The following is an 11,498-nucleotide window of genomic DNA, read 5'->3' on the forward strand; positions in this document are numbered from 1 at the left end:
GGCCTCCCGCCCGGCACGGCCTGCCGCCTTGGCCGGCCGCGGCGCGCGTCCGCGTCAGGCGTAGGCGCTGTCGTCGATGTTCGACGGCGCGGGCCCGAGCGACTCGAGCTCGGTCCACAGGTCGTCCGGCACGGGCGTCGCGGCGAGGTCATCGAGCTGCATGAGACGCTGCGCCGACGACAGGCCCACCACGGTCGAGTCGACGAGCGGCGACCGCAGCGAGTACTGCAGCGCCACGGCGGGCAGGCTCACACCGAACGACGCGCAGACGCGTTCCAGCCGCGAGACCCACTCCTGCAGCTCGGGCGTCGCGGGCCGGTAGCCGTACATCGCACCCTCGCGCGGACCGGTGGCGAGGATGCCGGCGCCGAACGGCGCCGCGTTGAACACCGTCATGCCGCGCTCGTGCGCGTCGGCGAACACCGGTGCGGCGGAACTGTCGACCACCGTGAAGCGATTGTGCACGAGCACGGCGTCGAAGACGCCGGTGCCGACATAGCGGGCCATGAGGCCGACAGGGCCCGCGGCGACGCCGATGGCGTCGACCCGGCCCGACTCGCGCAGCTCGATGAGTCCCTCCACGGCGCCGCCCTGCCCCATCGCCTCGTCGAAGGTCACCGTGTACGGGTCGTGGAGGTGCAGGAGCGGCAGGCGGTCGACACCCAGGCGCGCCACGGTCTCGTCGAACGAGCGCAGCACCCGCTCCCGATCGAACGCGCCCGTCTCGGGATCGCCGTCGACCTTCGAGATGACGCGGGTCGCGGCATCCGTCCCGATGCGTGCGATCGCGAGGCCGAGCACCGCCTCCGAGCGTCCGCCCGCATAGTTGTTCGAGGTGTCGAGGAACGCGTGCGTGGTCGCGAAGAGCTGCTCCGCGAAAGCGACGGCGGTCTCCTCCTCGGGTGAGCCCGGCACGGTGTCGCGTCCGAGGCCGGAGGTGCCGAGGGTGAGCGGGCTGACGTTCAGGGTCATGGCATCCGTTCCGTGTACGTGGTCGTCGACGTCCAACCTACCCAGAGCCACGACGATCGAAGCGCCCGTGTCGCCTGTCGCCCCCCTAGGCTTTCGGCATGACCACGACACGCAAGGGCTGGACGCGCGGGCACTCGGGCTGGGCGCTCGGCACGGCGCTTCTGTTCACACTGGGGATCGTCTTCGGACTGATCTGGGGCAGCGTGCTGCTGGGCGTGGTTCTCGCCGCCGCCGTGTCGATCGGCTGGCTCATGGCCTACGAGTCGTGGCGCGGGCGCAGCGTCGGGCTCGAGAACCGCGACGACGACGGCGCACAGCTCTAGCCCGACCGCGCGGCGCCGCCGACGCCCTACCCCTCGTGCCCGCGGCGTCGTATCGTGAGCGCCAGGAGGTGGTCCGCATGCAGGCGAGCGTCGGCGACCGCGTGGTCATCCACGGCCGCATCGTAGGAGCGGCGGAACGCGCGGGCGAGGTCATCGAGGTCCGCGGCAGCGGCGAGAGTCCGCTGCTCGTGGTGCGCTTCGACGACGGCCACGAGGCGATCCTGTCGCCGGGAAGCGACTGCGAAGTCCGGCACGCGTCCTGAGTCGCGCACCGGACCCGTCAGTCCACGGCGAGGTCAGCCGAGCAGTTCGGGCCGTTGGAACTCCTCGCCCCGCACGTGCTCGGCGAGGAAGGCGAACACGGTCTCGTACCAGATCACCGCGTGCTGGGGCTTGAGCACCCAGTGGTTCTCGTCGGGGAAGTACAGGAAGCGGTGCGGCATCCGGCCGTCCGCGTCGGCGTGGTGCTCGGCGAGCTCCGACCACAGCCGCAGTCCCTCGCCGATCGGAACGCGGTAGTCCTTGTCGCCGTGCACGACGAGGAGCGGGGTGCGGATGTCGCGCACGAACTGGTGCGGCGAGTGCTCGACCATCGCCTCGGGCGTGAAGATCCGCTGCCAGTACTCCGAGCTGTCGGTGGTGCCGGCGAACTGATCGAGCGCCCACAGGCTGGCGTGCGTCACGATCGCGCGGAAGCGGTCGGTGTGACCGGCGACCCAGTTGGCCATGTAGCCGCCGAACGAGCCGCCCATCGCTGCCGTGCGCGTCTGGTCGATCTCGTCGCGGGCCTCGACGGCGTCGGTGATCGCGAGCAGGTCGGTGTAGGGCTTGTGGCCCCAGCTGTTCCAGCCGCGCGCGATGAAGTCGAGGCCGTAGCCGGTCGACAACGCAGGGTCGGGCAGCAGCACGGCGTAGCCGCGGGCCACCGCGAGCAGCGGCGCCCAGCGCCAGCTCCAGGCGTTCCAGCTGTTGAGCGGACCGCCGTGGATCCACAGCAGCAGCGGAGCCGGGGCCTCGGCCGACGCGCCGTCGGGCAGCAGCAGCCAGCCGCGCACGCGGGCGCCGTCCTCGGCCGTGGTGTCGACCTCGATGATCGATCCCGGTGCGCGAGGAGTCGTCGCCGGCGTCGCGAGCGGGGTGACCGTGCCGTCGCTCGAGATGCGGACCGGATGCGGCGGCACGACCCACGAGGAGCGCAGCGCGACGAGGTCACCCGTGCTGCGGTCGACCAGCACGTGGGAGTATGCGAAGTCGTCGTCGGTCAGCCGCTCGGGCGCACCGCCGTCCAGCGGGAGGCGGAACACCGGTCCGCGGCCGTCGTGGTCCGCGGTGGCGATGAGGGCCGAGTCGTCGGCGGCGAAGCTGAACGATGACGCCCAGCGGTCCCATTCGGCGGCGATGCGCCGGGCGCCGGAGCCGTCGACGTCGGCGATCCACACCTCGTAGTCGGTGGGGGTGGCCGGAGTGCTCTTGACGGTGCGGAGATAGGCGATGCGCGTGCCGTCGTGGCTGACGGCGGGCATCTCGTAGTCGACGTCGGCCTCGTCGAACAGCGTCGTGCGCTCGCCGGTGGCCGTGTCGATGGCGACGATCACGCGGCGGCCGGCCCGCTGCTCGCGGTGCTCGATCGACGCGATGAGGGTGGTCCCGTCCGGGGTGATGGCCGCCTCGGCGTGGTCGGCCGAGCGCCCAGGCTTCGGCGTGAGGTCGCGCGGACGGGGAAGCGTGGCGGGGTACGGCTTCTCCCCCGCGTCGGATGCCGAGGCGGAAACGTCGGCGCCGGGTACGGCATCCTTCACGGCCTCGGCGGCCTGCTCCGCCTCGGCCGCGGCCTCCGCGACCTCGGCGGCGATGGTGTCTTCGAGCGCGTCGACGTCTATCGAGAGCAGATGCGGCTCGGCGGGCCCGAGGTCGTGATCCCAGAAGCGCACCGGATAGGTGTCGTGCAGGATGGCCGACACCTTCTTCTCCTTGCGCTTGGCGCGCAGGGACGCCTCGCTCTCGAGAGTGTCGGCACCGGGCAGCAGGGAGGCCGAGATCACAAGACGATCCCATGCGTCGGCGGTCGCGGCGATGCCGTCGACGCCGCCGGCGAGCCGCGTCACGGGGCGCGCTTCGCCGCCCGCCGCCGGCAGAAGCCAGAGCTGACCGGACTCGTCGTCGGCGTCGCCTTCGGAGTCCGCACGCGCGGACACGAACAGGATGTCGCCGCTCGCGGTGAACGCGGCGCCGGCCTCGCCCTTGGCCGACCGCGTCAGCCGTCGCGGCGCACCCCCGCCGCCGGCCGGAACGGCCCAGAGCGCCCGTTCGTAGCCGGTGCCGTCCTTCTTGAGCGCCGCCACCGTGAGCACGGCGGTCTGTCCGTCGGGCGAGAGGGCGAGGGCCTCGACGCGGGGAAGCGCGATGTAGTCGGCCAGCGAATCGAAGGGAGTGGAGTCGGTGGGGGTCGCCATGGCTCCACGCTAACCGACGCCCATCAGGCGGAGGAACGCTCCGTCGCGCCCCTGGATGAGCCGGCCGCGAGTGCGCATGATGGAGGCATCGGTCGGGAGGAGTGAGGTCATGAGGGTCGCTGTCGCGGGAGGCACGGGAGTCGTCGGAAGCCGGGTCGTGGAGGCGTTGCGGGCGGACGGGCACGACGCCGTCGCACTGAGTCGCCGCACCGGGGTCGACCTCACCACCGGGGAAGGTCTCGACGCCGCGGTCGACGGCGTCGATGCGGTGGTCGACACCTCCAACGTGTCGACGCTGTCGGCCGATGCCGCGATCCGCTTCTTCCAGACGGCGACCGGCAACCTCGTGGCGGCCGCCGCGCGGGCAGGCGTCCCTCACCTCGTGCTGCTCTCGATCGTCGGGATCGATCGGATGCCGCACGACTACTACGCCGGCAAACTCGCGCAGGAGCGGGTGGTCGAGGCCTCGCAGGTGCCGTGGACGATCCTGCGGGCGACCCAGTTCCACGAGTTCGCGGGGCAGCTGTTCGACCGCGCCAAGCTCGGGCCGTTGCACCTCGCCCCGCGGGCGCGCGTGCAGCCGATCGCCGCGCGGGACGTCGGGGTGCATCTCGCGACACTCGCGACCGGCGCACCGCAGGCGCGCGCCGCGGACCTGGCCGGGCCGCGCGAGGAGGCGATGGATCAGATGGTGAAGGCGTACGCGCGGCGCACCGGCCATCGTGGATGGGTCCCTTCGGTGAGCCTGCCGGGCCCGCAGATGAAGGCGATGCGCGCCGGCCTCGCTCTGCCGGGGAGCGATGCGGTGCTGACGACGCAGACGTTCGCGGGCTGGCTGCGCGAACTGACCTGACGCGCGCGTATCTGCGTGCCCCGCCGCACCCTCTGCCTGAGCGGAGGCGGTGCGCTCGTCGCGCCGCCGCCGTGAGCGGCCCGGGCGCGGACTCTCCCCCGAGCGAACCCGGGCCGCTCGTACCCCTCCCTCGAATCGCCCGCGCGCGGCGGATAGCCTGGGTGTGAGTCGGGCTCCGGGGCGCCGTGCCCACATGCGCAGGAGGATCCGTGAGACTCGCCATCGCCGGCGGTACTGGGATGACAGGCGAGCACGTCGCTGCCATCGCGCGCGAGCGCCGCCACGACGTCGTCGTCCTCTCGCGGCGCACCGGCGTGGAGCTGCTCAGCGGCGCCGGCCTGGCGGGTGCGCTCGACGGGATCGACGCGGTGGTCGACGTCACGAACGTCGTGACGTCGAAGCCCGACGTGTCGGTGATGTTCTTCGCCGGCGCGACCAAGAACCTCCTCGCCGCAGAGCGGGCGGCCGGCGTGCCGCATCACCTCGCGCTGACGATCGTCGGCGCCGAGGCCGCGCCGGACGGCTACTACGCCGGCAAGCTCGCGCAGGAGCGGCTGGTGGCCGGCGGAGTCGTGCCCTGGACCATACTGCGCACCACGCAGTTCCACGAGTACGCCGCGATGATGTTCCATCGCACCCACGCCGGCGCGCACGTCGCCTCGACCGGCCGCATCCAGCCCGTGGCCGTCCGGGAAGTGGCGGCGCACCTCGTCGACCTCGCCGAGCGGGGCCCAGCAGGACGCACGACCGACCTCGGCGGCCCGCGCGAGGAGAGCCTCGCCGACATGGTGCACCGCTACGCGCACGCGATCGGCTATCGCGCGCCGTTGGCGGTGGTGAACACGCCCGGCACGCTCGGCCGAGCGTTCCGCTCGGGCGCGCTCCTGCCCGCCGCCGACGCGCTGCGCGGCAGGCAGACCTTCACCGAGTGGCTCGACGCGCTCCCCGACGCCTGAACGGGCGGGCTACATCTCCTCGTGGGTGAGGGGATCGCCGTCCCAGAGGCGTCCGCGCTCGAGCGCGCTGATCGCGGCGACCTGGTCCTCGGTGAGCGTGAAGCCGAACACGTCGGCGTTCTCGCGCTGGCGGTCGGGGTCGGCGGACTTCGGGATGGGCGTGCTGCCGAGCTGCGTGTGCCAGCGCAGCACGACCTGTGTCGGTGTGACGTCGTAGACGGTCGCCAGCTCGTTCAGGATCTGCTCGGTCAGCAGCTCGCTGCGGCGCGCGAGCGGGCTCCAGCTCTCGGTGCGAATGCCGTGCGTCCGGTGGAAGGCACGCAGCGCGTCCTGCGGGAAGTACGGATGCAGCTCCACCTGGTTCACGGCGGGCGCGACGCCGGTCTCTTCGATGAGCTCGGTGAGCTGGTCCTCCGTGAAGTTCGAGACGCCGATCGACCGAACGAGACCCCGGTCGCGGGCCTCGATCATGCCGCGCCACGTCTCGACGTACCGGCCGACACTGGGGTTTGGCCAGTGGATCAGATGCAGATCGATGCGGTCGAGGCCCAGCACGTCGAGGGATCCTTTGATGCTGTCCATGGCCTCCTGGCGGCCGTGATGGCGCCCCGGGATCTTCGAGGTGACGAGGAGCTTCTCGCGATCCACGCCGCTGCGGCGAACGGCCTCGCCCACCTCGCGCTCGTTCTCGTAGTTGACGGCGGTGTCGAGCAGGCGGTAACCGGAGTCGATCGCGGCGACCATCGCCTCGATCCCCTCCTCGCCGCGCAGGTTGTAGGTTCCCAGGCCCAGCTCGGGGAACCAGGCGCCGTCGTTCAGGATCACGGTGGGGATCGCGTTCATTCCTCTATCCTGGCCCTGTTCCGCCGCGCGGGCGTTGTTGCGTCCTCCCGGTCTCACGGGCGATCGTCGACGTCGAGAGTGCCCTCGGTCGCCGCCCGCTCATCGGCCGCGGCGCTGTCGAGCCGGTCGTCGTTCAGATCGGGATCGAGCGGCCGGTCGTCGTCGCCGTCGAGGATCGGCTCGAGGATGCCGTCGGCGTCGTCTGCGGTGTCGTCCAGCATCGGGTCGTCGTCGTCGCGGATCGGTCCGGGGTACGGGTTCTGGGTGGTCATGGCGTTCTCCCTTCGCTGCCACGAAAGTACGGCGGCATGCGCGCCGGCGGAGGGGGCTTGCGGCGCGAAGCGGGAGGCGGTAGCGCTACGCGCCGGAGCCGGCGTCCACCGAGCGGATGCGCTCGCGGGAGCCCGGGATGCCGCGCGAGAACGGCACCACCACCGGATCGTCGAGTTCACCCACGGGTCTCACCCCGCCCAGCGTTCGCGCACCCAGTCCAGCGTCACGACGGCCTGGTCGCGCTGGAACGGGCGCAGGGTCGGCATCCGCGGCGGGGACGGCCGCAGCGACGAGCCGAGGAACAGGCCGGCGAACCCGGCGAGCACGCGCGTGGCGGCATCCGCCGGCATCCCGTCGAAGACCGGATGCGCCGCGATGAGGCTCTCGATGTCGGCGTCGGGGTCGTAGTAGCGGACGTTGATGAGCAGCGACAGCGCGTCGAACCACGGCACGCCCCGTGCGCCCCACGGCCAATCCACGAACACGACGGTCCCGTCCCCGCGGAGCAGGATGTTGTCGGCGCGCGTGTCGAAGTGCACGAGCCGGTCGCCGCGCACGTCCTCGACGGCGCGCGCCGCGGCATCCGTCAGCTCCTGGTGATTCTCGCGGACGAAGACGTCGAGACCGCGCGGCAGCGCCGGCATCGCCGAGGTGTCGATGCTCCGCCAGTGCTCGGCGTCGCCGGCGAGCGCGTCGGCCAGGTCCGTCACTGCGGACTCGGGCGGCAGCGGCGCCGATCCCATCTCGTGGAGCGCGTCGAGGACGGCCGCCAGCTCGCTCGGCTGCCAGGGGGTGGACGGATGCCGCGCCTCGACGTCTTCGAGCACGAGCGCGACCCAGTCCTCGTGCTCGACGAACCCGAGGAGCGCGGGCGCGGGGACGGCTTCGGGGAGGGATGCCGTGACCGCCGCCTCGGCGCGATGGATGCCGGGCGTCTCGGGGTTCACCGACAGCCCCGCGCTCTTGACGAACGCCCGACGGCCGGACGCGGTGACGACGCGGTCGGCCGACCCTGGCGAGTACCCGCCGGGCTGCGACTGCGCCGCCACGACCGGCTCGCCCAGAACGTCTTCGATCGCCGCCCTGAGCGCCGGCGGGATCTCCTCCCAGCGGACACGGCTCATGCGCTGACCGGGACCGATCCGGGCCGCGCCCCCACGAGGGCCTCGGCGGCGCGGGCGGTGCGCAGGGCGAAGCGCGTGGTGTCGGTGCCGCGCGCCAGCGACTGGGCGTTGAGCCCGTCGATCATGCCGATGAGCTCCCACGCCACCTCGCCGGGCTCGGTCGTCGAGAACGCGCCGGTGCGGCATCCGTCCGCCACGATCGCCTCGACGAGCGTCTGCCACCGCTGCATCTGCGCGCGGACGGCGACCGCCAGCGCGTCGTTGCGGCGCGCCATCGCCCAGCCCTCGACCCAGACGACGGTGATCTCGTCGCGTGCGCCGTCCATGAGCGTGTCGATCAGCGCGCCGAGCCGCTCCGCCGGGTCGGCGATGGCGCCGACGACCTGCTCGACGTCGCGCACCTCCTCCTCGACGAGGTCGGCGTACACACGGGCCACGAGGTCGTCCATCGACGGCTGGTAGTGGGCGACGAGCCCTGAGGCGACGCCCGCACGCTCGGCGACGGCGCGGAGGGTGAGTGCGCTGAGGCCGTGTGCGCGCGCGATCGCGGTCGCCGCGGCGACGATCTCGGCGGCGCGTTCGGCGGGAGCCTTGCGGGTGCGCGGTCGTGACGATGTGCTTGACATGTTCTCGCCAGCATAGATATCTTCTCTATTGATCGATAGATCAATTACGACCACCGAAGCCGGACCTCCCCGCGAGCCGAGCAGAGATGAGGGCGACGATGGCCTGGAGGATGCCGCACGAAGGCGATCCGCACGAGCGCACGTGGATGGCGTTCCCCAACGAGGGGCCGACGCTCGGCGACGATCCGGCCGAGCAGGAGCGCTTCTACGCGGCGTGGAGCGCCGTAGCGAACGCCGTCGCGGACTTCGAGCCGGTGACCATCCTCGTCGATCCGTCGAAGTCCGAACGCGCGCGGCGCATGCTCGACTCGGGCATCGAGATCGTCGAGACGCCCGTGGACGAGTTCTGGTTCCGCGACCACGGCCCCACCTTCGTCGTCGACGACGAGCGCCCCGGCATCCTCGGCGCCGTCGACTGGGTGTTCAACGGCTGGGGCGCCCCCGAGTGGGCGTCGTGGTCGAAGGCCGCCGAGCACGCCCGCTTCACCGCCGGGCTGGTGGGGGCCGAGTTCGTCAGCTCGCTGCTCGTCAACGAAGGCGGCGGCATCCACGTCGACGGCGAGGGCACCGTCCTCGTCACCGAGACCGTGCAGCTGGACCCGCGCCGCAACCGCTTCGCCGACAAGGCGCGCGTCGAGGCGGAGCTTCACCGCACGATCGGCGCGACGAAGGCGGTGTGGCTCCCTCGCGGCCTCACCCGCGACTACGACGAGTTCGGCACGAACGGGCACGTCGACATCGTCGCGACGATCCCGACTCCCGGCCGCCTGCTGCTGCACGCACAGCAGAACCCCGATCACCCCGACTTCGAGGTCTCGCGCGCGCTGCGCGTCTTCCTGTCGGAGCAGACGGATGCGGCGGGACGCACCTTCGACATCATCGACCTGCCGGCACCCGAGACGCTGCGCGACGACGAGGGCTTCGTCGACTACAGCTACGTGAACCACCTCGTCGTCAACGGCGGCGTGATCGCGTGCGGCTTCGGCGAGGAGCGCGCGGACGCGCAGGCGCGCGAGATCCTCGAGGCTGCCTACCCCGGACGCCGCGCGGTGACCGTCGACGCACGACAGATCTTCGCGGGCGGCGGCGGTATCCACTGCATCACGCAACAGCAGCCGGCGGTGACCCGATGAGCCGCCACTTCCCCGTCGTCGAGGCGACGATCGCCCAGCTCCGCTCGGCACTGGAGTCGGGCGAGGTCACCGCCGTCGAGCTCCTCGACGCGCACCTCGCCCGCATCGAAGCGTTCGACGCGCCCGGCACGCCCACCGCGCTCAACGCCGTGGTGGTGCGCAACCCCGACGCGCGGGCCGAGGCTGCGGCATCCGATCTCCGGCGCGCCGAAGGCCGCACGCTCGGACCGCTCGACGGCATCCCGTACACGGCGAAGGACTCATTCCTTGCGAAGGGACTCACCGTGGCGGCGGGCTCTCCCGCGTTCGCCGACCTCGTCGCGCAGCGCGATGCGTTCTCGATCGAGCGGCTCCGCGCGGCCGGCTGCGTGCTGATCGGCCTCACCAACATGCCCCCGATGGCCAACGGCGGCATGCAGCGCGGCGTGTACGGCCGCGCCGAGAGCCCTTACAACGCGGACTACCTCACGTCGGCGTTCGGATCGGGATCGTCCAACGGCTCGGGCACCGCGACCGCCGCGTCGTTCGCCGCCTTCGGGCTCGGCGAGGAGACCTGGTCGAGCGGCCGGGCGCCGGCGTCGAACAACGCGCTGTGCGCATACACGCCCTCGCGCGGTGTGATCTCGGTGCGCGGCAACTGGCCGCTCGTGCCCACGATGGACGTCGTCGTGCCGCACACGCGCACGATGGCCGACATGCTCGAGATCCTCGACGTGCTCGTCGCCCGCGACCCCGAGATCCGCGGCGACTTCTGGCGCGCGCAGCCGTGGATCCCGCTTCCGGATGCCGCCGCCACGCGTCCCGGCTCCTACCCGGCGCTGGGTGCGGCGGACGCCGACAACGCCCGCGCGACGCTCGCGGGCCGCCGCTTCGGGGTGCCGCGGATGTACATCAACGCCGACGCCGAGGCCGGGACGAACCCGGGCGGGGGCATCGGCGGCCCGACGGGCACGCGTGTCGAGACCCGCGCCTCGGTGATCGCGCTCTGGGAGACGGCACGCCGCGATCTCGAGTCCGCCGGCGCCGAGGTCGTGGAGGTCGACTTCCCCGTCGTGACGAACTACGAGGGCGACCGCCCGGGTGCGCCCACCATCATGACGCGCGGACTCGTGACGCCCGAGTTCCTGCACCGCGAGATCGTCGACCTCTCGGCGTGGGCGTGGGACGACTTCCTGCGGGCGAACGGCGACCCCGCGCTCGACCGGCTCGACGACGTCGACCCCGGCGCGATCTTCCCGCAGCCGCCCGGCGCACTTCCCGACCGCTACACCGGGTTCGACGACGACATCGCGACCTATCCCGCGCAGGTGCGCGAGCACCCGTACCCGTCGTTCACCGACATCCCCGAGATCGAGGGCGGCGTGCGCGGCCTCGAGGAGACCCGCCGCCGGGATCTGGAGGAATGGATGTCGGACCTCGGCCTCGATGCCGTGGTCTTCCCCGCGGTCGCCGATGTGGGCCCCGCCGACATGGACGTGAACGAGGAGTCCGCCGATCTCGGCTGGCGCAACGGCGTCTGGGTCGCCAACGGCAACCTCGCGATCCGCCACCTCGGCGTGCCGACGGTCACCGTTCCGATGGGCACGATGGACGACATCGGGATGCCGGTCGGGCTGACGATCGCCGGGCGCGCGTACAGCGACCCCGAGCTGCTCGCCTGGGCCGCCGCGTTCGAAGCGCTCCGCGCACGGCGGACCGCTCCCCCGCGCACGCCCGAGCTCTGATCCGCCTCCGCCTGCCCGCGCCACTGTCTTCCAGGGCAGAATCGCCCCAGGGCGTGCCTCGAACCCGACCCCATCCGAAGGAACAGCCATGCAGCTTCGCACCGCAGCGTCGACCTCGCAGGATCCGGCGATCCGGGGCCGCGAGTTGGGAACGGCGTTCGCGCCGCAGTTCCAGCGCGCGGCGGCGCTGTACCTGGCCCACTTCGCCGAGCTCGGCA

The 11,498-nt window shown here is 72.2% G+C and carries 12 protein-coding genes; 6 read left to right on the forward strand and 6 right to left on the reverse strand.

Features of this window, described 5'->3' with window-relative positions; all coding sequences use genetic code 11:
- Window positions 1–54: 54 nt before the first annotated feature.
- A complete protein-coding gene (locus VIP82_RS14235) occupies window positions 55–972 on the reverse strand; it encodes an aldo/keto reductase (RefSeq protein ID WP_331909718.1) in 918 nt (305 codons plus the stop codon).
- A gap of 98 nt (window positions 973–1,070) precedes the next feature.
- Here VIP82_RS14235 and VIP82_RS14240 point away from each other — a divergent pair, with 98 nt between their 5' ends.
- Window positions 1,071–1,295: a hypothetical protein gene (locus VIP82_RS14240; protein ID WP_308868520.1), complete on the forward strand. Its 225-nt coding sequence runs from the start codon at window positions 1,071–1,073 to the stop codon at window positions 1,293–1,295.
- A 77-nt stretch (window positions 1,296–1,372) separates the two neighbouring features.
- Window positions 1,373–1,558, forward strand: a complete 186-nt coding sequence (locus VIP82_RS14245) for a DUF1918 domain-containing protein (protein ID WP_331909720.1) — start codon at window positions 1,373–1,375, stop codon at window positions 1,556–1,558.
- Between the two features lie 33 nt (window positions 1,559–1,591).
- Here the strand turns inward: VIP82_RS14245 and VIP82_RS14250 are convergent, their stop codons facing one another.
- Entirely contained in the window at window positions 1,592–3,748 is a 2,157-nt protein-coding gene (locus VIP82_RS14250; RefSeq protein WP_331909722.1) for a S9 family peptidase, read from the reverse strand.
- A 109-nt stretch (window positions 3,749–3,857) separates the two neighbouring features.
- Between VIP82_RS14250 and VIP82_RS14255 the strand changes: the two genes are divergently transcribed.
- Both VIP82_RS14255 and VIP82_RS14260 read left to right on the forward strand, forming a co-directional pair.
- Window positions 3,858–4,601, forward strand: coding sequence for an SDR family oxidoreductase (locus VIP82_RS14255; RefSeq protein ID WP_331909724.1), 744 nt, complete (start codon window positions 3,858–3,860; stop codon window positions 4,599–4,601).
- A 209-nt stretch (window positions 4,602–4,810) separates the two neighbouring features.
- The gene (locus VIP82_RS14260) at window positions 4,811–5,557 is read left to right on the forward strand and encodes an SDR family oxidoreductase (protein WP_331909726.1); all 747 of its coding nucleotides are present in this window, start codon (window positions 4,811–4,813) and stop codon (window positions 5,555–5,557) included.
- 9 nt (window positions 5,558–5,566) lie between these two features.
- On the opposite strand, the gene VIP82_RS14265 is transcribed toward VIP82_RS14260, so the two are convergent.
- The 4 genes from VIP82_RS14265 to VIP82_RS14280 all read right to left on the reverse strand — a co-directional run bounded on the left by VIP82_RS14265 (window position 5,567) and on the right by VIP82_RS14280 (window position 8,423).
- Window positions 5,567–6,400 carry an aldo/keto reductase gene (locus VIP82_RS14265; RefSeq protein WP_331909728.1) on the reverse strand — a complete coding sequence of 278 codons (834 nt, stop codon included), beginning with the start codon at window positions 6,398–6,400 and terminating at the stop codon, window positions 5,567–5,569.
- A 53-nt stretch (window positions 6,401–6,453) separates the two neighbouring features.
- The gene (locus tag VIP82_RS14270; protein ID WP_331909730.1) at window positions 6,454–6,672 is read right to left on the reverse strand and encodes a hypothetical protein; all 219 of its coding nucleotides are present in this window, start codon (window positions 6,670–6,672) and stop codon (window positions 6,454–6,456) included.
- Between the two features lie 189 nt (window positions 6,673–6,861).
- Window positions 6,862–7,797, reverse strand: a complete 936-nt coding sequence (locus VIP82_RS14275; protein ID WP_331909732.1) for an aminoglycoside phosphotransferase family protein — start codon at window positions 7,795–7,797, stop codon at window positions 6,862–6,864.
- Entirely contained in the window at window positions 7,794–8,423 is a 630-nt protein-coding gene (locus VIP82_RS14280) for a TetR/AcrR family transcriptional regulator (protein ID WP_331909734.1), read from the reverse strand. The genes VIP82_RS14275 and VIP82_RS14280 overlap by 4 nt, the downstream gene beginning before the upstream one ends.
- Before the next feature lie 98 nt (window positions 8,424–8,521).
- Here VIP82_RS14280 and VIP82_RS14285 point away from each other — a divergent pair, with 98 nt between their 5' ends.
- The gene (locus tag VIP82_RS14285) at window positions 8,522–9,556 is read left to right on the forward strand and encodes an agmatine deiminase family protein (protein ID WP_331909736.1); all 1,035 of its coding nucleotides are present in this window, start codon (window positions 8,522–8,524) and stop codon (window positions 9,554–9,556) included.
- Window positions 9,553–11,280: an amidase gene (locus VIP82_RS14290; RefSeq protein ID WP_331909738.1), complete on the forward strand. Its 1,728-nt coding sequence runs from the start codon at window positions 9,553–9,555 to the stop codon at window positions 11,278–11,280. Before VIP82_RS14285 ends, VIP82_RS14290 begins: the two co-directional genes overlap by 4 nt.
- The last annotated feature ends 218 nt before the right edge of the window (window positions 11,281–11,498 follow it).

This window comes from Microbacterium sp. (assembly GCF_036566905.1).
Classification (GTDB): domain Bacteria; phylum Actinomycetota; class Actinomycetes; order Actinomycetales; family Microbacteriaceae; genus Microbacterium.